The organism is Sphingobacterium sp. ML3W (assembly GCF_000747525.1).
Taxonomy (GTDB): domain Bacteria; phylum Bacteroidota; class Bacteroidia; order Sphingobacteriales; family Sphingobacteriaceae; genus Sphingobacterium.
In genome coordinates this window covers 981,840-1,005,150 of the sequence record NZ_CP009278.1, presented here as the reverse complement: position 1 = coordinate 1,005,150, position 23,311 = coordinate 981,840, and the positions used below count along the sequence as shown (strand labels likewise).

The following is a 23,311-nucleotide window of genomic DNA, read 5'->3' as shown; positions in this document are numbered from 1 at the left end:
AAACAGGAGAGAACTAATCTTTGACTATATTTACACAAATTTTACAACCCGTAACCCAATATTTTTATTTATTTTTAAACAACAAATTTGCAAAATAATATTTACTAAATATTTATCATGAAAAAAATATTAATTGCCGACGACCATAGTATTGTTCGATTAGGAGCATCTGTCATTATAAAAGAGAGTATACCCGAGTGCGCCATTACACAGGCACAAGACTACAAAGAGGTCATACAGTTGCTTAATGAAGAAGATTTCGATTTGCTTTTGCTAGATATCAATATGCCAGGTGGCAACAATATTAGCGTCGTGAAAGAAATTCTCGAAATGCAGCCTAACATCAAAATTCTAATATTCTCTTCTTATGACGAATCGCTTTACGCCTTACGCTATATAGAAGCTGGTGCTGCTGGGTTTGTCAATAAAAGCACTGCTATGGCTGAATTAAACAATGCCATTTTAACGATACAGGAAAGAGGTAAATATATGTCAAACGAAGTAAAAGATCTTTACGTTAAAAAATTGACACAAAGTAAGGCGAAGATGAATACGTTGAGCCCGCTTTCGAGGCTTTCAAATAGAGAAGTTGATGTTGCTAAATACTTAATTCAAGGATATGGAATTATCGAAGTGTCGACAACTTTGGACTTGAGCCCCTCAACAGTAAGTACCTACAAAAGTAGAATCTTCGACAAGTTAAATGTATCCAATATTCCAGAACTTATAGAAATATTTAGAATTCACTCTGCCAATTAGCTGACAAAGTGAATTCTAAAATTCACTATCTCAATTGATCGATAGTCATCACAGGAATATCTTTATCAGTAGTAAATGACAAATCCGATTCCGCTTTATAAGCATATCCATTCTTTTCATCCAAATCCCAAAGCATGGGCGCAAAGTAATTAACACAGGTGGTAAAACCTTGTAATATCGCTGACATAACACCTGTATCTTTTGAATTCTTAGCTTCGTTTTCGATTTCAAATACACCCGAAAACTTTTTACTTTGAAGCGTATCTACAAACGCTCTCCAATCCATGCTATCCGAACCACCAAAACCAGGAAGCATTGCTTCATAATGATGTCTGTCCCAATCATGTGCTGGTATAGCAATATTAGCCCTCCTAGCAAGTTCGGTATCCACATGTTGCATTGGATACATCCCTCCCCAATCTACACGTGCCTGTGTACTTAGATTGCGTGTAGTCTTAATGTGAATACGGTGTAGCCTATTGATGTCCATGGCATTTATCACAGCTACAGGGTCGGTATTCTGCCAAACATCATGTGATGGATCATAAATCTCACCATGAGCCTTACTTGGTATCACTTCGTACATTAATTTTCGCGCAGCCAATACTGCAGGTAAATTATTATAAGTACTGCTATATCGTGATGACCTCCAGCCTTCCATTGGACAGTTCTCATACAACACAGTTACTCCCAGATCTTCCGCATATTTTATAATTGGAGCAAAAACACGTTTATACTCATCGAGATTTTTCTGAAACCCATCAATTTGATTTCCAAGATCATGATTATACCCTACAAAAGTTCCTACCTTAACATTATTAGCATCACCTCCTAATAAATGGGCAATACGAATCAACTTCAATAAATGGTTTTGATTTTTCACACGCTCACTCTCCTCTCCACCAATCATATTCTCAAATGCACCTAAAGATAGATGCAGTTTTGCCTGATTGAAAATATCAATGGTATGTTTTGCATCCTCAAGAGTAAACCCTTCATAATTCAGGTGAGTCGCAGTATGATCCTGCCGTGTTCCATCTTTTCTAAACACACACAAGTCAATACCCGAAGCGCCTACTTGTTTTGTCTTATCGATTAATTGCGGTAAATCCAGCTTGTCAAATGCCGAACTCATTACCCATATTGGATTATTCATTTTGCTATTCATATGTATACTACTTGTTTTTTATCGATCATATGAAATACCCATAGTACATTCCTCCGCATTCGACAGCTTCTGCTACATGGATATTTCATAAATATTATGCAATTCTATATAAAGGGTACAAATTTAAAGGTACAAAAAAAAGCCATCTCATAAGAGATAGCTTTCATATTATTTATCTTAAAATAAACTAATCTACATTGTCATGTAGAAAAGAGTTATTTGGTCTAATCTCCGTATTTCCGTCTTCGAAAGACAACGTAAATCGTGAAACTTGAGATTGTGAAGAGTGCGGAGTATCATCCAATGACATCTGCTTTCTTTTATAAGCAGGCTCATTTTCTAATTCTTGAAGTCCGTTTGAAGACTTCAACTTCATACTTAATTCCTTTAATCTCAAGATACGTTCTTTTGTACGAACCAATTGATCCTCAAATGAAACTTGTTCTTCTTCTACCTGCTCGATTTCAGCTCTATTATTGACAGAGGCTGAAAAGTTGCTATTTTGATCTTCTTGTGGAGAAACTGAATTTGTTGAAAAATCATCAAAAACAGTTGGCATCTGAAATTGAAATACAGAAGGTGACGTTTTTAATTGGAAATCATTGCCCTTATGTTGAGCAGAAGTCTCTTCTTCAATCACTTCCTCAAAATTTAATTCATGACGTATAATTGTATTTTCTTCAACAGCGACTTGTTGAACAACATTCTTAGGTGTTGAAAATAAATCATTCGTCGTATTAGGAGCTGATACGTTTTCTGTATTGGTTTGGACAGGATTCACTAAAGGAGTATTTGATACCTCTTTTTGCACAAACTGATTCACCGGTTTAATGAAAGATGCCACTTGTTCTGCAGCTGTCAAGGGCAAAGTAACCTTTGTATTTTCACGTTCAATATCTCTTTCTTCAGAAGTTTGAAAACCTGTAGCAATAATTGTTACTGATAATTCTTCACCGAAATTTTCATCGATACAATTACCCCAAATCAAATCAGCTGAAAGTCCAGCTTTCTCCTGAATATAATCCGTCACAATTGCCACTTCATCCATCGTTACTTCTTTTAAACCTGAAGTAATATTCAATAAGATATAGCGAGCACCTTCAATTTCATTATCTTTCAATAATGGAGAAGCCAAAGCTCCTTCTACAGCTTTAATCGCACGATCTTCACCTTCAGCGACAGCATTACCCATAATGGCTACGCCACTATCATTCATAACTGTACGCACATCCTTAAAATCGACATTCACATAACCAGGGATTGTTATAATCTCAGCTATACCTTTAGCAGCTGTTGTCAAAATGTCATCAGCTTTTGCAAAAGCTGCTGTCATGGTGAGATTGCCAAATATTTCTCTTAGACGGTCATTAGAAATAACCAAATAAGAATCAACATATTTCCGCAATTCGGCCAAGCCTTCCTCCGCTTGAGAGCGTCGGCGCTTACCTTCGAAAGTAAAAGGAGTAGTAATTATAGCTACAGTCAAAATGCCCAATTCCTTAGCAGCTTTCGCTAATACCGGACTTGCTCCAGTACCTGTTCCACCTCCCATACCTGCGGTGATAAAAAGCATCTTCGTATTCGTACCCAACATACGTTTGATATCATCAATACTCTCGATAGCTGAATTTTCACCAACATCAGGATCTGCACCTGCACCCATACCTTCTGTCAAACTCATACCCAACTGAACTTTATTAGGTATCGGACTTAATTCCAAAGCTTGAGCATCGGTATTACACACGATGAAATCTACTCCACTAATTCCTTGCTTATACATGTGGTTAACGGCATTACCGCCACCACCACCAACCCCAATAACCTTAATTATTGATGATTGTTCTTTTAACATTTCAAACTGTATCGACATAACTTATCCCTATTTAACTCATAATGAACTCAGTACAAACCTCACTTAAACTCAATATTCGTAATGTAATAATAACATATTTTCAACAATTTTTTTCCACAATTGTTTAAAATGTGGAAAAAAACATTTTATGTTGAAAACTATTTTTTATCTAAGAAAGTGGCATCATCAATTTCGTTGCCATCTTTCATTAATTTCTTGAACCAGGTCAATAAACCGTGTTCCTTTTGTTGCTGCTCACCGACCTCTTTGACGGACTCAACATCTTTCTTTACAACCTTAGGTGTGCGACGGCTTTCTACCTCATCCTCGTGCGCTTGAATACCCTTCATCAACAAGCCTATACTCGTTGCATACAATGGACTCTTCAATTCCTCGTACAAAGGTTTTGGTAAAACTTCATTTTTTGCTAGGTATTCATTAGGAAAACCTATACGGCAATCGATACCCGTTATGTATTCAACGAGTTGCACTAAATGTTTCAACTGTGCACCACCACCAGTAATAACGATACCTCCGATTAATTTATTTTCATAACCCGAAGATTTGATTTCATAATAGACATGCTCGATGATTTCTTCCATGCGTGCCTGTATGATATAAGCTAGATTTTTAACCGATATCTCCTTTGGTTCACGACCCTTTAGCCCGGGAACACAAATAACTTCATTTTCTTTATTTTCATCAGCAAGTGCAGAACCAAAGCGTGTTTTTAACAACTCCGCTTGACTTCTTAATACAGAACAACCTTGGCGAATATCCTCTGTTACGATATTCCCACCCAAAGGAATAACAGCAGTATGACGGATTATTCCCTCATGGAAAATAGCCACATCTGTAGTACCTCCACCAATATCAACTAAAACAACACCAGCATTTTTTTCGTCATCATCTAATACAGCTTCAGATGATGCCAAAGGTTCAAGAATCAATTCTGAAACTTCTAAATTTGAATTATCAATACATCTTTTTATGTTACGGATATCCGTAACACGACCCGAAATAATATGGAAATTCGCCTCAATACGACGACCAGCCATACCAATAGGTTCTCGGATACCAGGCTCATTGTCTATGGTAAACTCCTGAGGCAACACATGGATAATTTCTTCTCCCGGAGGCAACACTAATTTATACATATCTGAAATGAGACGTTCAATATCTTTTCTTGTCACTTCATCATCGCTATCAGTCTTGGTAAAAATACCACGATGTTGGATACTTTTAATATGTTGACCAGCAATACCAACATTCACAACTTTGATATCAACATTCGATTGATTTTCGGCTATTTCAACCGCTTCAAGAATGCTGCTAACTGTTTTCTGAATATTGGCAACTACACCTCGACTTACTCCTGCCGAATCTGCCTTACCAACGCCTAAAAGTTCTATTTTATTTGCACCGCTACGTCTTCCGACCGTAACACAAATCTTGGTCGTGCCAATATCGAGTCCGACAATAATCGGGTTCTCTCTTTCAATTTCTGCTGATTTTGGGTTCATAATATTCTGTATTGATGCTGTATACTATAATGTGTTATTCTTTACTTTCTTCTCTGGATTATACAAGTCGTCAAATGTCCAGGCACCGCGTTTTTCGCAAATAATCTGACCTGCATATTTTACATTCACTTTATTATAAGCATCCACTCCAACTTTTGGAATGATTTCCTTATAGAATGTCTGTAATAAACTAAATTTCTGAGCCAACGAATCAGCAGTTCCAATAATAAGCTGCTGATTACCAACCCGTGGGACCAATTCGATATCCTTATCCTGATTAACAAATACTTGGACTACTTGATTACTCCATAATTCGTCCCTTTCGATAAACTGTGTCACTCGGAATAAATCTTTTACCAAAGTAGAACTAACAGAGTCTAACGGGTTTTTATATCCTTCATCGATGTTACCTGTTGCAATCATCACATGTGGCACATACTTTAACGTAGTAGGTACTTTCAGCCCATTTAAGTCAATGTAATATTCGCGGCCATTCTTATTGATGACACGCATGACAACCTCACGTTGTGCGATATTAATAGCCAATATACCTGTCATATCCAAATGCACCGTTGCTTCTGAGACATAAGGCAATTTTTTTAACATCTGTTCAATCTTATGTAAAGGAATATCTACCAATGGTTTTCCAGTGATATTACCGTAATTTTTATTAATAAGTGCGGAAATATCTCCCTGATCAATAAAAGCTTCCTTTCCTTCAATAAAAATATTGATTTCACGACATACTTGTTGATCATCCTTACGGTTGACCAAAGACATCACGATAACTACAGCTATGACTCCTAGAAAAAAGAGCGATAGATACAGTACGCGATTCCATTGTATGTTGTGTAAAAATTTAAGCATGTTCTATAATTTCCTTCAACGGTTTTACTAATTTGTCAATATCACCGGCTCCAACTGTTACCAATAATTCAAGCTTTTCAGTTTTAGCTATCGCCAACACCTCTTCTGCAGTAACAATTGCTTTTTCCGGAGCTGTAATTTTACTTAACAGCCAAGATGAATTTACGCCTTCAATCGGCAATTCACGTGCAGGATAGATTTCCATTAAAAGTAAACGATCGGCCATCGAAAGCACTTCTGCAAATCCATCTATAAAATCACGTGTTCTTGTGAATAAGTGCGGTTGAAAAACAACTGTTAACTTCTTGTTTGGATACAACTTCCGCATTGAAGACAAAAATGCGCGTAACTCCTCAGGATGATGCGCATAGTCATCAATATAAATAGCAGATTGATTTCTTACAATGTATTCAAACCTTCTCTTGACTCCTTTAAAATTCGTCAAAGCTGATTTAATTTTATCATCTTCGATACCCAAAATACGAGCAACTGTTATCGCCGCTACTGCGTTTTCAACATTGTGTGTTCCTGGTAATCCTAAATGGATATCAACAATCTTCGTCGTTCCCGAAATATAATCAAAATAAAACTCTCCATCTCTAACATGTACATGAGAAGCATAAACATCTGCTACTTCATGCCCTGAATAAGAGATTTCTCCATCAAATGGTAAACCTTTCTTCACGATGCGTGTACCCCCATCAACGACCCGATCCAAATACATTTGGAATGATGCCAATAATTGACCTGCATCGCCATAAATATCCAAATGGTCGGCATCAGCAGAAGTCACAATCGCAATATTGGGATGCAATGTTAAAAATGAACGATCATATTCATCTGCTTCTACAACAACGACATTATTATTCCCGTATAAAACGTTGGTATCGTAATTGGAACTGATTCCTCCCAAAAAGGCCGAACAATCAAAACCACTATCTTTTAAAATATGAGCGACCATTGTCGAAGTGGTTGTTTTACCATGCGTACCAGCCACACCTATTGTAAAACGACTTTCACTAATGATACCTAAGACTTCCGATCTTTTATGCAAGGTATGCCCCACCGCCTCCAAAAAATGTTTAATTTTTGAATCTTTAGGTATAGCAGGGGTAAAAATGATTAATGTTTCCTCATTTGAACAACTAAAAATAGGATCCAACGTGTCTACCTCATCCACGTATGAAATAACGATTCCTTCTGAAACCAATTTTTTAGTCAATTCCGTTTCTGTACGATCATACCCATTTACCACACATCCTAAATGAGCAAAATAACGAGCAAGTCCACTCATTCCAATTCCACCTATCCCGATCAGATATACTTGTTTGATTGCATCAATTTTCATCATCTACCTCCTTTATTTGCCAATTTTAAAACTTCTCTAGCGATGACAACATCTGCATCAAGAAGTGCTAATCTCTTTATATTATAAGCCAAAGAATTTGATTCGACAGCGTTATTCAGCAGAGCTAGAGCTGACTCGAACAAAGTTGCTACGGCCTGATCATCTTTCACCAATACAGCAGCCTGCTTTTGCACCAAAGCCATTGCATTTTTTGTTTGATGATCTTCAGCTACATTAGGTGAAGGAACCAAAATCACCGGTTTACCAACAACACATAATTCGGAGATTGTACCAGCACCAGCCCTACCGATGATTACATCTGCTGCGGCATACGCAAAGTCCATTCGTTGCAAAAAAGCTAACATATGAATTCCCGCTGGCAATTTACCCTGTAGTTCTTGACTTAATTTATCGTAATAATAACTACCACATTGCCAGATCAATTGTACATCTGCATGCTTGAGTTTCTCTAAGGAAGCGATAACACTTTCATTTAAAGTACGCGCTCCCAAACTTCCTCCTGTTACTAAAATGGTCTTTTTATCAGGATCTAGACCAAAAAAAGCAAATGCCTCATCACGCTTACCATCAATCTCAACAGAAGCGCGACGAATCGGGTTACCCGTTAACAAAACTTTATCTGCAGGGAAAAATTGTTCCATGCCCTCATAAGCGACACAAATCTTAGCTGCCTTATTTCCCAACCTTTTATTGGTAACACCCGCATACGAATTCTGCTCCTGTACAAGAGTTGGTATATGCAATCGATTTGCAACCATCAATAATGGTCCCGAAGCAAAACCACCAACACCAACTGCAACATCGGGTTTAAACTCCCTGACTATCTTACGTGCCTTGTTCATACTTTTAAAAAGTTTGAATGGTAGAAAGATGTTTTTCCACAACACTTGTCTATTTATCCCTTGAATATCTAAACCAACAATTTTATAACCAGTAGCAGGAACTTTTTCCATTTCCATACGACCATTGGCGCCAACGAAAAGAATTTCGTTTTGCGGATCCAATGCTTTCAGTGCATTAGCAATTGCTACTGCTGGAAAAATATGTCCGCCAGTACCACCTCCACTTATGATCACACGTATAGCCATTCGTTTTCTATATTTATGCTGGAATAGTACCAACAACCACTCTTTTTGCTTTAGGTCGTTCGTCCAATTCCTGCTTACCCTTTAATTCTTCAATATTTCTACTTACACTCAGGATAATCCCTAATGCAATACTTGTAAATAAAATAGATGTCCCCCCCATACTGACCAATGGAAGCGGTACCCCTGTAACGGGTCCTAAACCTACTGCTACAGCCATATTTGCAAATGCCTGAATGGTCAAGCTAAATCCTAAACCCGCAGCCAAAAAAGCACCAAACGCTTTAGGGCTTAATGTTACGATGCGAATACACCTATACATCAATGCGAGGTATAGAAAAATCAATACAACTCCACCTATCGTCCCATACTCCTCGATAATGATGGCAAATATAAAATCTGAATAAGGGTGTGGCAGCACATTCCTTTGAATACTATTGCCCGGCCCCTTACCGAATACACCTCCAGTCGCTATTGCAATCTTCGCATTGTTTGCCTGGTAGTTTTTATCATCTTGAAAAGAAACAGGCATACCTTCCTGTCTATCTTTTTCTACCCCCATAAATGTTTTAACACGGCTATAATAGGTGGCACGTCTTGGTCCTACGGAAACAACGATGATCCCTAACAAAAACACACCAGCCGATACAATAGCAATCTGTTTAAAACTAATACGACCGATCAAAAGCAACAATACACATACCCCAAACAACATAATTGCTGTAGACATATTCGCCCAAGCAATTAACACAAAAACACCACAAACAGCGCCCATTATTGGAATAAATGATTTTTTTACATCTTTGATTTCCTCTTGCTTTCTTGAAAGCATACGAGCCAAAAAAGTAATCAACGCCAACTTTGCCAAATCGGAAGTTTGAAATGTTTGATTGATAACAGGTATGGTTACCCAACGACTTGCATCATTTACCTTACTACCAAAAATCAACGTATATAATAACAGTGGAACTGTTATCACCATTAATAATTTGGATATACCCGCATAGTACCGGTAATCCAGTTTATGCGATAAATACATCAAAACAAACCCTACAACAATTAATGAGAAGTGCTTGAACAAATACAACTCCGTTCCCTTTCCTTCTTTATAGGCCAATGTTCCTACAGAACTGTAAACCGCCAACAAAGACCACCCCGAGAGCAGGATCACAATAATCCAGATCCAACGATCGCCTTTTAATTTAGAAAGTAGCTGCTCTACCATAATTAATCCCTTTAGATTTATTTTAAAAACCTATTCTACTACAATTCCATAACCGCAGCTTTAAATTTATCACCACGATCTTCATAATTTTTAAACCAATCGAAACTTGCACAAGCTGGGGACAACAATACCGTATCTCCTTTTTGTGCTAAATGCGATGCCAACTGAACTGCATCATGCATAGAAGAACTGTTTACGATCAGATCCGTATCCTCTTCAAAAGCAGCATGAATAGCTGCATTATCTTTCCCAATACAGACAATTGCGCGTACTTTATTTTTCACTAGATCACGTAACATCTCATAATCATTGCCTTTATCTACTCCTCCCAACATCAAAACGATAGGCGTAGACACACTTTCCAGCGCATACCACACAGAATTGACATTTGTTGCTTTTGAATCATTGATATATTGAACACCTCCAATACATGCAACTTGCTCCAAACGGTGTGCAATATTGACATATGAACTCATACTTTCCTTCATAGCTTGATTCCTCAATTCTTGAACCTTGGCAATAAGGCCAGAAGCCATATTGTTGTACACATTGTGTTTCCCTGTCAAAGACAACTCTTCCGTTCTCATAGTAAATGTATCGCTATTAGGTATGTTAATTATAATATCTTTAATTGAAGACAAATACGCTCCAAATGCTACTTTTTGCTCCTGTGTAAAGGGTAAATGTGTCGCAGCAGTATGATGCCTTTTCAACCCTTCTGTTGTTTGTGGATCATCCAGACAATAAATGAAATAATCATTTTTCGTCTGATTTTGAATCATTCTAAATTTAGAATCCACATAATTCTCCACTTTATAATCATAGCGATCCAAATGATCAGCTGTAATATTCAAAATCACTGCGATGTCAGCTCTAAATTGATACATATCATCCAACATAAAACTTGAAATCTCCAGTACATAAACATCAAATTGCTCGCGCGCCACCTGCAATGCAAAACTTTTACCGATATTCCCAGCTAAACCGACATGTTTTCCGGCGTGTTTCAGCATCTCGTACGTCAACATCGTTGTTGTGGATTTCCCATTTGATCCTGTGATGCAAATCAACTTTGCATCGGTATATTGTGCTGCAAATTCTATTTCTGCAATCACGGGAATTTGTTTTGCCTTCAAGGCAACAACAAGAGGAGCATGCTCCGGAATTCCAGGACTTTTAACAACAAGATCAGCTTGTAAAATATGATCTTCACTATGCTCACCCTCTTCATAAGAGATTTGCTCACCCTCTAATTGTGCTTTATACTGTTCAGTAATCATTCCTTTATCAGAAACAAAAACATCAAATCCTTTTTGCTTAGCTAAGATCGCAGTACCGACACCACTTTCACCTGCACCAAGAACAATTAGTTTTCCCGACTGTGGATAATATGTTGATGAAATGTTTGCCATGTCGATTATCTAATTTTTAAAGTTACGATGGTCAAAATGGCCAAAATAATTCCTACGATAACAAAACGGGTCACAATCTTAGCCTCATGGTAACCTTTCTTCTGAAAGTGATGATGCAAAGGAGACATCAAAAATATACGACGTCCTTCCCCATACTTTTTCTTTGTGTATTTGAAATAAGAAACCTGCAGAATTACAGAAACCAGCTCCAATAAGAAAACACCACATAAAATCGGAATCAACAACTCTTTACGAATCAATATTGCAAAAGCAGCGATAATCCCGCCGATAGCCAAACTACCAGTGTCACCCATAAATACTTGAGCAGGGTAAGTATTGTACCATAAAAATCCAACACAGGCGCCAACAAAAGCACCTGCAAAAATCACAAGCTCTCCAGAATTAGGAATATACATGATATTCAAATAATCAGAAAAGATAACGTTACCAGATACATAGGCCAATATCGCCAAGGTAACACCAATGATTGCAGAAGTTCCCGTTGCCAGACCATCAATACCATCTGTTATATTAGCGCCATTGGAAACGGCTGTTACGATAAAAACAACCACAACCAAGAAGACAATAAATGTTAAAACATCATTATGCAAGCCAAACATCTTGAACACTTTAGCATAATCAAATTCATTATTCTTATAAAATGGAATGTTTGTTTTTGATGATTTTACATTCTCTGCATACGTCTTCTCGCCCGTACTTTGATTGATTACAACCTCAACTGGCTTAGTCGATGTGGGTGATGCTACATTTTGACGCACGACAATCTCTGGGTGAAAATACATCGTACAAGCAATGAAAATACCTAAACCTGTCTGACCAATTACTTTAAAACGTCCAGCCAAGCCATCCTTATTATGACGAAATACCTTAATATAATCATCCAAAAAACCGACAGCTCCCATCCATAATGTGGAAACAATCATAATGATGACGTAAATATTGGTCAACTTAGCAAACAACAAAGTTGGAATCAAAATTCCAGCAATAATGATTAAGCCACCCATTGTTGGTGTACCCTGCTTCTTTTTCTCCCCCTCTAATCCTAAATCACGAATAGTCTCTCCCACTTGCTTATTCTGAAGCACCTGAATCAGTTTCCCTCCAAAAACAGTAGTAATGATCAATGAAGAAATCACTGCCATCGATGTTCTGAAAGAAATATACTGAAACAAACCAGCTCCTGGAATGTGCATGTATTCGTTTAACCATGTGAATAAATGGTACAACATATTATTATACTTCGTTAAATGTTAATTCTAAAATCTCTTTATCATCAAAATGCTGACGTACACCATTTATCTCTTGATATTTCTCGTGTCCTTTTCCTGCGACCACAATGATATCCCCTGGCTTTGCCAATTGATAAGCAACACGAATTGCTTCTTTACGGTCTGCAATGGAAAGAACTTTACTTTTTTGTTCGGGAGCAACACCTGCTTCCATTTCTTTAATGATTACGAGCGGATCCTCCGTTCTCGGATTATCTGATGTAATAATCAATCGATTGCTATAGCGCAAAGCCGCTTGTGACATTTCCGGTCGCTTTGTTTTATCACGATCACCACCACAACCTAATACGGTAATGATCTGTTGATTCTGATTGCGCAATTTCTCAATAGTCTGCAATACATTTTCAACCGCATCAGGAGTATGTGCATAATCCACAATTCCAAAGACACCATTTGGCGCTTTCATGGTTTCAAACCGCCCTTCAGCACCTGTCAATACGCTCATCGCGGTTAATACCCGAACAGTTTCTTGTTCAAGCAAAATAGCTGCCCCATAGACCGCTAATAAGTTATAAGCATTAAAGCCTCCAACCAACTTCACCCATACATCATGACCGTCGATATTCAGCAACATACCATCGAAATGACTTTCCACTATTCTAGCACTAAAATCAGCACCTGAATGTAAACCATAAGTCTTTTTATATGCAAATGTGTTTTGCAACATCACCTGGCCATTTCGGTCATCTTCATTTGTCAGCGCAAAAGCAGCTGTATCTAAATCATCAAAGAACTTTTTCTTCGCCTTAATATAACTATTGAATGTTTTATGAAAATCTAAATGATCATGTGTTATATTGGTGAAAATAGCACCCGTAAATTTTAACCCAGCTATTCGCTGCTGTACAACTGCATGCGAACTCACCTCCATAAAACAATAATCACAGCCTTCTTCCACCATTTCATGTAGCAAGTAATTCAACTGAATAGGGTCTGGTGTTGTATGTGTTGCTGGGATGACACGGTCACCGATTTGATTTTGCACTGTTGATAACAAACCAACGTGATAGCCCAATTCTGTGAACAATTGAAATAATAAAGTTGCAACGGTTGTTTTACCATTAGTACCTGTAACCCCTACCAACTTCATTTTCTTCGACGGATTATCATAAAAATTAGCTGCAACTATTCCCAATGCAAGAGCAGAATCTGCTACGACAATATAAACTACCGAATCCAATGTCTCCACTGGCAATTCTTCTACGATAACCGCCCTGGCTCCAAATGCAATAGCTTTATCAATAAATAGATGTCCATCTGTGTGCACACCCCTAACTGCAATAAACAAACTACCCAATACAACTTGACGAGAATCGAAACAAAGCGATACTACCTCAACATCTAGCTGACCGACTACTTCCTGTACGGGAATAGCATGTAATATGGTTTTTAAATTCTTCATCCTACTTCAATTCTATTGTTACTGCTGTACCAATTGGTAACTTTTGACTAGCAATCAAAGACTGCTTCATCACTTTTCCTTTTCCGATCACGCTTGTTTTAAATCCAGAATTTTCTAACGCAAACAATGCGTCGATCAATCCCATCCCCATAACGTTCGGCACTACACCTTCTTTTATTTGATATTCCACAAATGGAACCCCAAGAGTCGAACTTGTTGTGTCATTCTGTGCAATTGAATTCCAATTTACAATCTTCAAACCTAACTGCTCATATACCTTTTGAGTTGCTTCACGCGACCCTTTAAGTGTCAATGCCTTCGTGTTTAATACCGAAGTATTCAGTTTTTTTCTATTAAAGGCACTATGCATATCCAAATCATTTGCATATACCATATCAGCCAACTCTTTAAACACAGGTCCTGCAGTAGATGCACCATAATATCCATTTCTTGGATTTCGAATCACTACGATAATCGAGTACTTCGGATCTTCAGCAGGAAAATATCCCGCGAAAGAAGATTGGTATTTACGGTTACGATATCCCATCGCGCCATCCGCCATCTGTGCCGTTCCGGTTTTACCACCTGAGGTATACAAAGGATTCCGTAACGTTTTCCCCGTCCCTTGCTTCATTGTCCCCTCTAGCATCCCTCTAATTTGTCCTATTGCTTTATCTGAAGCAATTTTTTCATTGATAACGCGAGCTTCAAATTTTTCAATCGTATTCCCCAGATGTCTAATCTCCTTAACAAATAAGGGTGAAATCATTCTACCGTTATTTGCAACAGCATTATACAATGCCAGCATCTGTAATGGTGTCACCTTCAATTCATAGCCATAAGCCATTTGTACTAGGGACAAGCCACTCCAACTTTTACTCTTTGGAGTTTTTATTAAAGGAGCTCCCTCTCCTGTTATTTGTAATCCTAATTTTTGATCTAAACCAAAAGAATGCAGTTTAGCTGAAAATTTACCTGGATTATCTTTATAACTCTCATAAATCAGCTTCGTAATACCAACATTTGATGACTGCTCGAAAGCCTCCTGTGCACTCATCACCGATTTTTTAGGTGCATGTGAATCTTTAATCGTATGACGATAAATCGGCCAGTTACCATTTCCAACATTCACATGCGTGCTTGAGTCAATCAAACCATCATCGATAGCCGCTAGATAAGAAGCTAATTTAAACGTAGAACCTGGCTCTGCACTTTGCGCAATTGCGATATTCATCTTTTCACGATAGACTCCATCTTTGTCTTTCGTGAAATTAGCTACAGCACGAACTTCCCCAGTCTTGACTTCCATCATCACCACACAACCCTCATCTGCATTACTTGCGATCATCTGCTTTTCTAAGGCTCTCTGCGCCATATCCTGCATATTGATATCAATCGTCGAAATAATATCAGCACCATCAACTGGAGCCACCTCAATATCACGATTTACCGGAATCCAAACACCTCCAGCTATTCTTTGCATCAATCGTTTACCGCTTTTTCCATCAATATATTCACCGTACGCACCCTCTAAGCCTACATGAATGTTTTCTTTAACATTCTTATAACCTATTGTACGTGCAGCTAAATTCACAAATGGTAGAATACGCTTATTCTGACGCTCAGTAATCAAGCCTCCGGGATAACGCTCTTTACCCACCCGTACAGCTTTAAAAAGCGGAAAGCTTTTAAGAACTTTCAAGTCTTGATGTGAAACAGCACGTTTAATCAAAATATAACGCTGTTTTTTATTTCTCGCCTGCTTCAATAATGTCAAATACTGCCTGGAAGATTTATCTTTAAAAAAACCAGACAGCTTAATTGCTAAAGAGTCAACCTTCAGATTAAAATAATCATTTTCCTCTTCTGGAATCGCCATTGCATCGAAACGCAAATCATACTCCGGAACAGACGTAGCCAAAAGACTTCCGTCATTGGAATAGATATTCCCTCTTGCAGCCTCTACTTCACGCTCCTGAATAGACAAACTATCCGATAGAGCACGCCACTTATCACCATCAACGTATTGCAAATGAAAAAGCTTCGTAAACACAGCAATCGCCACAAGGACGATTAAACCGAAAGCAATATAAACACGAAATAGAATGGTAGTTCTGATATTCATAAACGTCTCCTATTTCTTTTTTTCTTTTACAATTTCAATCTTAATTGGTGGTTCCACTCGCTCTTTCAAACCTAAAGAATCCACACGCTTTGCTATTTCTGTCTGGGTAGACATTTTCATGAGTTCAGCAGAGAGCGACTTATGATCCCAACTCAACTCTTTGACTTCCCTACTCAATTTATCTATATTACGTATCGTACGCTCTGCGTAATGTCTATTTGTAATATAGAGCAACATCAACAAGGTAACAAAACCAGCAAAAGGCAAGTAGTTTACAATCGAATAAATTGATAGATTACCCGCAGTAAGCAACGTTCTCAAAAACTTTTGCGTTTCCTCAGCTTTCTCCTCAACTGCTTCTTGCAACTCCTCTTGAACCTCTTCGCTTAATTCTTGCTGTCTTATCGTATTCTTACCCATCCTGACAATCAATTAAAGCATTAAGCTATATCCAACTTTTCAGCAATGCGTAGTTTCGCACTACGCGATCTATTATTTTCCACCAACTCATTCTCATTTGCCGTAATTGCCTTACGACTAATAACTAGAAATGGTTTAATTTCATTTCCAAAAAAATCCTTTTCCACATCCCCTCTGAATTTACCCTTAGCCATAAAGTTCTTCACCAAACGATCTTCCAATGAATGATAGGACATCACCACTAAGCGCCCTTCAGCCTTTAAGACATCTACAGTTTGCAACAGAAACTCCTGAAGAGCCTCAAGCTCTCTGTTAACCTCAATACGCAAAGCCTGAAAAACCTGCGCATGATATTTATGTTCTTTCCCTCTGGGAACTAACTTTTTTATAGCATCTTTTAACTCTGCGACAGTATTAATGGGTGATGTTAACCGCGCAGTGACGATAGTTTTTGCTAATGTCTTCGCATTGATAATCTCCCCATACATCCCAAATATCCGATGAAGATCTTCTTCCGCATATGTCGCCAATACAGTTCGAGCATCCACATCAGAAATCTGATCCATCCGCATGTCCAAATCAGCATCAAAACGGATGGAGAAACCACGATCGGCAGCATCAAACTGATGAGAAGACACTCCTAAATCCGCTAAAATACCATCTACCTGTTTTACGCCATTTAAACGAAGGTTATTTTTTAGGAAACGAAAATTTTGATGAATCAAAGTAAATCTCGAATCATCAATTACATTATTCAAAGCGTCTGGATCCTGATCAAAAGCAAACAATCGACCTTCTGGTCCTAAGTGTTTTAAAATTTCTCTGGAGTGACCTCCTCCCCCAAATGTCACATCCACATAAATGCCGTTTGGCTTTATCGCCAATGCATCCATGCATTCCCTCAACATAACTGGCACATGATAAACATTATCCATTTGCTAATCCTCCTAAATCAAAACCTCCCATAACCTGTTCAGCTAAAGCCGAGAAATCCTCTCCCAAATCACCATTCATAAAATCCTCGTACCCGTCTTTAGACCAAACTTCAATCTTATTAACCTGACAAGCCAAAACAACTTCTCCGGTTATACCTGAATATTCCAATAAGCTTTTTGGTAATAAAACCCGACCTGCCGCATCTAAACTCAACTCGGTTGCCCCTCTTGTGAAACTCCGAATAAACATTCGATTTTTCTCAACATATTGATTCAACTGAGCCAAACGAGCAGTTATCGCATTCCATTCCTCGCGCGTATAAATCACCAAATGCTTTTCAAATCCACGATTGATTACAAGCCCCTCGCGCTCAACATCAGGCAACTGCCTTTTGAGCGCAGCAGGCAACACCATTCTTCCTTTGGTGTCCATCTTGCATTCATATTCGCCAATTAAAAAACTCATTTTGTACACATTGGTTTCAAATTCAATGTAAAAGTATACACTTTCACCCACTTTTACCCACTTTTACCCACAAAAAAGTTTTCCACATAGTGAAAGCGCTACATTTAAGCAAAAACAACCGCATTACAGAGACAACAAAAAGCTAAAAAATAGCTCCCAAATGTAGTTTTTGAACCGTTTTCAAAAACGGTCCACCACAAAAAAAAACTGTCAAGAAATTACATTTTTTCGCTATAAATTGTTGAAAGTATAGGTGAAATATCATATTTTTTTAAAAAAATCATGATATTATGAAATAAAAATTAGATTTTCTACCGCTTTCTTAGTAAATCACAAGATGTTAATAATCAACTTATACTTACAAAACAATGACGTTAAAAACGCGCCATTTATAGCAAAAAAATATCTAAAAGGGGAAACAGAAATAAGAAGAAAGATTGGCAAAGCAATCTTTCTTTAAAATGATTAAAAGTCAGATTTACACGTAGAGAAATACTTCATGCTCACCACAAAGTTGATGTTTCAAAAAAGACAAAAACTGAGGCTATATCGAGTCCCAACTACACTCGAACTTCCCATGTAAATCGGACCTTAGTGAACCTGTTTTAAAACAAAATATCAGGTGTATTTTACCTTAACAAAAAAATGGAAAGGTTAAGCTAAAAACAAATGAAACGAATCGCTATTCCATTCTCAACAATGCGTATTAACTTAATTGAAATGAATAGTTTAAAATTAAAAATGAGTAATTAAATACCATATAAACAATACAAAAATTTACGTTTCGAAATTTTATTTATAGCTCAAATGAAACGAACTAAAAAAAAACGATTGATCTTTCTTTCAATAAAACAAAATTGCCATTCGTTATTCTCCCGAAAAACAGATAATTTTGTATAAAATTATAATTAGAGTATGCATAGAACAAACACGTGCGGAGAATTAACAATAGCTGACTTAGGTAAAACGGTTTCACTAAGCGGTTGGGTTCAAAAATCACGCGATTTAGGCGGGATGACTTTCATAGATGTAAGAGATCGCTATGGCATTACACAATTAACATTTAATTCTGATGACGATGATTCTTTACGTGCTAGCGCTCGTGAACTAGGCCGTGAGTACGTAATTAAGGTAACTGGAACTGTTATTGAACGTTCTAGCAAAAACTTAAAGATTCCAACTGGAGAAATTGAAATCAAGGTATCTTCTCTGGAAATATTAAATTCGTCTAAAACACCCCCATTTACTATCGAAGATGAAACAGATGGAGGAGAAGATATTAGAATGAAATTCAGATATTTAGATTTACGTCGTACACCCGTAAGAGAAAATTTAATATTACGTCATAAAACTGCTCAGGAAGTTCGTCGATTTCTTGATGAGCAAAATTTTATTGAAGTTGAAACTCCTGTTTTAATCAAATCTACACCAGAAGGTGCACGCGATTTTGTTGTCCCTTCACGTATGAATCCAGGAGAGTTTTATGCATTACCGCAATCTCCTCAAACTTTCAAGCAATTATTGATGGTATCTGGTTTTGACCGTTACTTTCAAATTGTAAAATGTTTCCGTGATGAAGATTTGCGTGCTGACCGCCAACCAGAATTTACGCAGATCGATTGCGAGATGTCATTTGTCGAACAAGAAGATGTATTAAATCTCTTCGAAGGTTTGGCAAAGCATATATTCAAAAAAATTAAAAATATTGACCTAGGAGAAGTACCGCGTATGACGTATGCCGATGCGATGCGCTTATATGGTTCTGATAAACCTGATATTCGTTTCGGCATGCAATTCGTAGAATTGAATGAAGTTGCAAAAGATAAAGGATTCCCAGTTTTTGACGCTGCTGAATTAGTCGTTGGCATCAACGCTGAGGGTTGTGCGCACTACACGCGTAAACAATTGGATGCATTAACTGATTATGTGAAGCGTCCTCAAGTTGGTGCAACGGGTCTGGTATATGCACGTTATAACGAAGACGGTACAGTTAAGTCTTCCGTAGACAAATTCTATACCCCTGAGCAATTATTAGAATTCGCAAAATTACTCCAAGCAAAACCTGGAGATCTATTCTTAATCATGGCAGGTCCGAAGGACAAAGTTCGTAAGCAATTAAATGAACTTCGCTTAGAAGTTGCCAATCAATTAGGTCTTCGCGATAAGAATAAATTTGCTCCACTTTGGGTATTGGATTTCCCATTGTTAGAATGGGACGAAGAATCGGAGCGTTATCATGCGATGCACCACCCGTTTACTTCACCAAAACCAGAAGATATAGCTTTATTGGATACTAATCCAGGTGAAGTGAGGGCCAATGCATATGATTTCGTCCTGAACGGAACTGAAGTCGGCGGTGGCTCGATACGTATTCACGACCGTGAATTACAGTCCCTCATGTTTAAACATTTGGGCTTTACACCAGAAGAAGCACAAAAACAATTTGGCTTCTTAATGGAAGCATTTACCTATGGCGCTCCTCCACATGGTGGACTGGCATTTGGATTTGATCGTTTGGTAGCTTTATTAGCAGGAATAGATTCTATTCGTGATGTCATCGCTTTCCCTAAAAACAATTCAGGTAGAGATGTGATGATTGATGCTCCTTCTACAATACATCAAAATCAATTGGATGAGTTGAGCTTAAATTTGAACTTAAAAATTAAATAAATTGATCGCATCATGCGAGAAATAATTTATAAGCGTTATCTTTAAAAGTTGGTAATTTATTACCAACTTTTTTTATAAAATTAAAAGAATTAGATGTCAGTAAGCTCTGCAGATAAATTTTTGAAAGAAAGTGCAACCAAATCTTTCGACAGTAAGCATCGCGATATTATCAATTATAATATCGACAAGTATAATATTGCTTTCGAAAAAGGGAAGAGTAAATTCGTGAATCTGGAGAACTCTCGTTTAGAAGCAAATCTAACAAAATGGAGAGCTATTGAACATTTAGATAAATATCTATTAGAGTTTGAAAGCAAATTCATAAAAAGAGGTGGAAAAGTGATATGGGCCAATGACGCTGAAGAGGCCCGTCAGGAAATCTGGAAAATCATGGAACGAAATAATGCCAAAAGCATTATCAAATCCAAATCCATGGCTTCAGAAGAAATTGAACTGAATCATTTTTTAGAGGAAAAAGGAATTGAGGCTTTGGAAAGTGACCTTGGTGAATTTATCATTCAATTACTAGGTCAAAAACCTTATCACATCGTCACTCCAGCGATGCATTTGAGTCTAGCTGATATCGCCCAGTTATTTCACGATAAATTTGGAACACCACTTGAAGCTACTGCAGAAGAATTAACAATGAAAGCGCGCGAACTGTTGCGCGAAAAATATAAAACAGCTGATATAGGCATATCGGGAGCCAATTTTCTAATAGCAGATACTGGTAGTATTGCCATTACGGAAAACGAAGGTAATGCACGTTTAACAACAGCTTTTCCTAAAATTCATATTGCTATTGTTGGCATTGAGAAAATATTACCATCGATAAACGACCTTGATTTATTTTGGCCGTTGCTTTCCACTCATGGAACAGGACAAAATTTAACGGTTTATAACACCTTGCTAAGTGGTCCCAGACAAGCTTATGAGTCTGATGGTCCTGAAGAAATGTACGTAGTCCTATTAGACAATGGCCGCACCAATCTTTTAGCCCAAAAGGAACAACGACAAGGTTTATACTGCATTCGTTGCGGAGCATGCTTAAATGTATGCCCTATCTATCAAAATATTGGTGGGCACACCTATGAAACTACTTATCAAGGTCCTATTGGTTCTCTCATATCACCACATCTTAGTGGAATGAAAGAATTTAAACACTTAAGCTACGCCTCTTCCCTTTGTGGTAAATGTACAGAGGTATGTCCTGTTGGTATTGACATTCAACGAATGCTATTGTTAAATAGAAGAGATGCTGTAGCGGAAGATTTAGCCCCGTCAATAGAGAAAAAAGCATGGAAAGGCTTTACGTACTTCATACAGAGAAGAAAGCTAATTGATTTATTCGGAGGTAAGTTGAAAAACTTTTTTATAAGTACATTCTTTAAAAAAATATGGGGCAACAACAGACAGCTGCCAAAACTAGCCGACAAATCTTTCTCTAAACAATGGAAAGAGCAACAAAAGAATAAAGATTAACAAAAATGTAGCAATTGGTTTGAAATCAATTGCTATTTTTTTTGTTAGCTTAGCGCCATCAATAAAAACCTCACTTATTTATGGATTCACAAACAAAAAGAACTTACATTCCCTGGATTGATTTTTTAAGAATTTTCGCTTGCTTTTTAGTCGTATTATGTCACAGTTGTGATGCTTTTGTAGCGTCATTTGACAATAGTATTTCGTTTCATACTGCGGTGTTTATAGGAAGTCTCGTTAGGCCTTGTGTACCACTTTTTGCGATGATGTCTGGCATCTTATTGTTCCCTGTCAAGACAGATCTGGCCACATTTTATAAAAAACGTATTGGACGCATCATTATTCCATTATTATTTTGGTCCATAGCCCTTCCCATAGCATTCGCCCTTTATGCCTATTTTATCAAATCGAGTCCAAATGGGCTAATATCAATTGAAAAATATACTGTAGAAGGTACGCTAACTAAGATAATCACTTCTATTTTCAATTTTAATTATGACACGACTCCGCTATGGTATATTTATATGCTCATAGGTATCTACTTAATCATTCCCATTTTTGGTTCTTGGTTAGATCGTGCCTCAAAAAAAGATATTCAAATCTTTTTGAGTTTTTGGATCATAACCTTGATCTTACCCTACATTAAAATGGCTGCACCTTTACTCGGTTATACAGGTAATTATGGCGATACAGGAATCTGGGGTGTATGTACATGGAATGAATTTGGGACATTTTATTATTTCTCAGGTTTCATTGGTTACATTGTCCTTGCTTATTATTTAGTCAAATTCCCTTTAACTTGGTCTTGGAACAAAACATTAGCGATTTCAATACCGGTATTTCTAGTCGGATTTACCATCACTTTTTCTGGTTTTTTAATTACTCAAAAGTTCTATCCTGCTAATTATGCTAATTTGGAAATTGTATGGTATTTCTGTTCTATTAATGTTGCCATGATGACTTTTTCGGTCTTTATTATTTTTCAAAAACTAAAAATTAAAGAATCAAAAGCGCTCAAGGATTGGTCACTCGCCACCTTCGGTATATTCCTGTCTCACTTTATAATTGTACAAGGAATATCAGATCTATTTTTCAAAGTACCTTATCTGCCAGCAGGTATAAAAATAGTATTGATTTCGATTATTAGTTTTGTATTAAGTTATTTGGTTACTAAAATATTTGATATGAATCCAATAACTAGAAGGTTTATTAAATAACAAAAAGGTCCGTTCTTACGAGCG

18 protein-coding genes are annotated in these 23,311 nt (G+C 37.4%); 4 read left to right on the top strand and 14 right to left on the bottom strand.

Translation table 11 applies throughout. The features are described from left to right. Positions 1-117: 117 nt before the first annotated feature. Positions 118-759, top strand: a complete 642-nt coding sequence (locus KO02_RS04445; protein WP_038696176.1) for a response regulator transcription factor — start codon at positions 118-120, stop codon at positions 757-759. A gap of 25 nt (positions 760-784) precedes the next feature. On the opposite strand, the gene KO02_RS04440 is transcribed toward KO02_RS04445, so the two are convergent. The 14 genes from KO02_RS04440 to mraZ form a co-directional block, all read right to left on the bottom strand. Beyond that, the gene (locus KO02_RS04440) at positions 785-1,915 is read right to left on the bottom strand and encodes a sugar phosphate isomerase/epimerase family protein (RefSeq protein ID WP_235212347.1); all 1,131 of its coding nucleotides are present in this window, start codon (positions 1,913-1,915) and stop codon (positions 785-787) included. A gap of 199 nt (positions 1,916-2,114) precedes the next feature. Next, a complete protein-coding gene (gene ftsZ, locus KO02_RS04435) occupies positions 2,115-3,797 on the bottom strand; it encodes a cell division protein FtsZ (protein WP_038696167.1) in 1,683 nt (560 codons plus the stop codon). Positions 3,798-3,937: 140 nt separating this feature from the next. Beyond that, positions 3,938-5,302: a cell division protein FtsA gene (ftsA, locus tag KO02_RS04430; RefSeq protein ID WP_038696165.1), complete on the bottom strand. Its 1,365-nt coding sequence runs from the start codon at positions 5,300-5,302 to the stop codon at positions 3,938-3,940. A gap of 24 nt (positions 5,303-5,326) precedes the next feature. After that, complete coding sequence (locus KO02_RS04425) at positions 5,327-6,169, bottom strand: cell division protein FtsQ/DivIB (protein ID WP_038696163.1); 843 nt, start codon at positions 6,167-6,169, stop codon at positions 5,327-5,329. Continuing rightward, positions 6,162-7,517: a UDP-N-acetylmuramate--L-alanine ligase gene (gene murC, locus KO02_RS04420; RefSeq protein ID WP_038702131.1), complete on the bottom strand. Its 1,356-nt coding sequence runs from the start codon at positions 7,515-7,517 to the stop codon at positions 6,162-6,164. The genes KO02_RS04425 and murC overlap by 8 nt, the downstream gene beginning before the upstream one ends. Then, complete coding sequence (gene murG, locus KO02_RS04415; RefSeq protein ID WP_038696161.1) at positions 7,517-8,626, bottom strand: undecaprenyldiphospho-muramoylpentapeptide beta-N-acetylglucosaminyltransferase; 1,110 nt, start codon at positions 8,624-8,626, stop codon at positions 7,517-7,519. Before murG ends, murC begins: the two co-directional genes overlap by 1 nt. Positions 8,627-8,639: 13 nt before the next feature. Then, the gene (locus tag KO02_RS04410; protein WP_038696159.1) at positions 8,640-9,848 is read right to left on the bottom strand and encodes an FtsW/RodA/SpoVE family cell cycle protein; all 1,209 of its coding nucleotides are present in this window, start codon (positions 9,846-9,848) and stop codon (positions 8,640-8,642) included. Positions 9,849-9,886: 38 nt separating this feature from the next. Further along, a complete protein-coding gene (gene murD / locus KO02_RS04405) occupies positions 9,887-11,260 on the bottom strand; it encodes a UDP-N-acetylmuramoyl-L-alanine--D-glutamate ligase (protein WP_038696157.1) in 1,374 nt (457 codons plus the stop codon). A gap of 5 nt (positions 11,261-11,265) precedes the next feature. Beyond that, positions 11,266-12,510, bottom strand: a complete 1,245-nt coding sequence (gene mraY / locus KO02_RS04400) for a phospho-N-acetylmuramoyl-pentapeptide-transferase (RefSeq protein WP_038696155.1) — start codon at positions 12,508-12,510, stop codon at positions 11,266-11,268. A 4-nt stretch (positions 12,511-12,514) separates the two neighbouring features. Next, the gene (locus KO02_RS04395) at positions 12,515-13,972 is read right to left on the bottom strand and encodes a UDP-N-acetylmuramoyl-L-alanyl-D-glutamate--2,6-diaminopimelate ligase (protein ID WP_038696153.1); all 1,458 of its coding nucleotides are present in this window, start codon (positions 13,970-13,972) and stop codon (positions 12,515-12,517) included. 1 nt (position 13,973) lies between these two features. Next, positions 13,974-16,097, bottom strand: coding sequence for a penicillin-binding protein (locus KO02_RS04390; RefSeq protein WP_038696151.1), 2,124 nt, complete (start codon positions 16,095-16,097; stop codon positions 13,974-13,976). Positions 16,098-16,106: 9 nt separating this feature from the next. Beyond that, a complete protein-coding gene (locus tag KO02_RS04385; RefSeq protein ID WP_038696149.1) occupies positions 16,107-16,517 on the bottom strand; it encodes an FtsL-like putative cell division protein in 411 nt (136 codons plus the stop codon). Positions 16,518-16,537: 20 nt separating this feature from the next. Beyond that, positions 16,538-17,452: a 16S rRNA (cytosine(1402)-N(4))-methyltransferase RsmH gene (rsmH, locus tag KO02_RS04380; RefSeq protein ID WP_038696147.1), complete on the bottom strand. Its 915-nt coding sequence runs from the start codon at positions 17,450-17,452 to the stop codon at positions 16,538-16,540. After that, positions 17,445-17,918: a division/cell wall cluster transcriptional repressor MraZ gene (mraZ, locus tag KO02_RS04375; RefSeq protein ID WP_038702129.1), complete on the bottom strand. Its 474-nt coding sequence runs from the start codon at positions 17,916-17,918 to the stop codon at positions 17,445-17,447. The genes rsmH and mraZ overlap by 8 nt, the downstream gene beginning before the upstream one ends. Positions 17,919-18,833: 915 nt before the next feature. Between mraZ and aspS the strand changes: the two genes are divergently transcribed. The 3 genes from aspS to KO02_RS04360 all read left to right on the top strand — a co-directional run bounded on the left by aspS (position 18,834) and on the right by KO02_RS04360 (position 23,287). After that, entirely contained in the window at positions 18,834-20,588 is a 1,755-nt protein-coding gene (aspS, locus tag KO02_RS04370) for an aspartate--tRNA ligase (RefSeq protein ID WP_038696145.1), read from the top strand. A 93-nt stretch (positions 20,589-20,681) separates the two neighbouring features. Continuing rightward, on the top strand, positions 20,682-22,070 hold the full coding sequence (locus KO02_RS04365; RefSeq protein ID WP_038696143.1) for a LutB/LldF family L-lactate oxidation iron-sulfur protein: 1,389 nt from the start codon (positions 20,682-20,684) through the stop codon (positions 22,068-22,070). Positions 22,071-22,150: 80 nt separating this feature from the next. Further along, positions 22,151-23,287: an acyltransferase gene (locus tag KO02_RS04360; RefSeq protein ID WP_038696141.1), complete on the top strand. Its 1,137-nt coding sequence runs from the start codon at positions 22,151-22,153 to the stop codon at positions 23,285-23,287. The last annotated feature ends 24 nt before the right edge of the window (positions 23,288-23,311 follow it).

Excerpts from the sequence above, each read along its gene's own strand:
- murD (WP_038696157.1), bottom strand. The coding sequence starts at position 11,260 with ATGGCAAACATTTCATCAACATATTATCCACAGTCGGGAAAACTAATT.
- mraY (WP_038696155.1), bottom strand. The coding sequence starts at position 12,510 with ATGTTGTACCATTTATTCACATGGTTAAACGAATACATGCACATTCCA.
- KO02_RS04425 (WP_038696163.1), bottom strand. The coding sequence starts at position 6,169 with ATGCTTAAATTTTTACACAACATACAATGGAATCGCGTACTGTATCTA.
- mraZ (WP_038702129.1), bottom strand. The coding sequence starts at position 17,918 with ATGAGTTTTTTAATTGGCGAATATGAATGCAAGATGGACACCAAAGGA.
- KO02_RS04360 (WP_038696141.1), top strand. The coding sequence starts at position 22,151 with ATGGATTCACAAACAAAAAGAACTTACATTCCCTGGATTGATTTTTTA.
- rsmH (WP_038696147.1), bottom strand. The coding sequence starts at position 17,452 with ATGGATAATGTTTATCATGTGCCAGTTATGTTGAGGGAATGCATGGAT.
- KO02_RS04390 (WP_038696151.1), bottom strand. The coding sequence starts at position 16,097 with ATGAATATCAGAACTACCATTCTATTTCGTGTTTATATTGCTTTCGGT.
- murG (WP_038696161.1), bottom strand. The coding sequence starts at position 8,626 with ATGGCTATACGTGTGATCATAAGTGGAGGTGGTACTGGCGGACATATT.
- KO02_RS04365 (WP_038696143.1), top strand. The coding sequence starts at position 20,682 with ATGTCAGTAAGCTCTGCAGATAAATTTTTGAAAGAAAGTGCAACCAAA.
- KO02_RS04385 (WP_038696149.1), bottom strand. The coding sequence starts at position 16,517 with ATGGGTAAGAATACGATAAGACAGCAAGAATTAAGCGAAGAGGTTCAA.
- ftsZ (WP_038696167.1), bottom strand. The coding sequence starts at position 3,797 with ATGTCGATACAGTTTGAAATGTTAAAAGAACAATCATCAATAATTAAG.
- KO02_RS04440 (WP_235212347.1), bottom strand. The coding sequence starts at position 1,915 with ATGAATAATCCAATATGGGTAATGAGTTCGGCATTTGACAAGCTGGAT.
- KO02_RS04410 (WP_038696159.1), bottom strand. The coding sequence starts at position 9,848 with ATGGTAGAGCAGCTACTTTCTAAATTAAAAGGCGATCGTTGGATCTGG.
- murC (WP_038702131.1), bottom strand. The coding sequence starts at position 7,517 with ATGAAAATTGATGCAATCAAACAAGTATATCTGATCGGGATAGGTGGA.
- KO02_RS04445 (WP_038696176.1), top strand. The coding sequence starts at position 118 with ATGAAAAAAATATTAATTGCCGACGACCATAGTATTGTTCGATTAGGA.
- aspS (WP_038696145.1), top strand. The coding sequence starts at position 18,834 with ATGCATAGAACAAACACGTGCGGAGAATTAACAATAGCTGACTTAGGT.
- ftsA (WP_038696165.1), bottom strand. The coding sequence starts at position 5,302 with ATGAACCCAAAATCAGCAGAAATTGAAAGAGAGAACCCGATTATTGTC.
- KO02_RS04395 (WP_038696153.1), bottom strand. The coding sequence starts at position 13,972 with ATGAAGAATTTAAAAACCATATTACATGCTATTCCCGTACAGGAAGTA.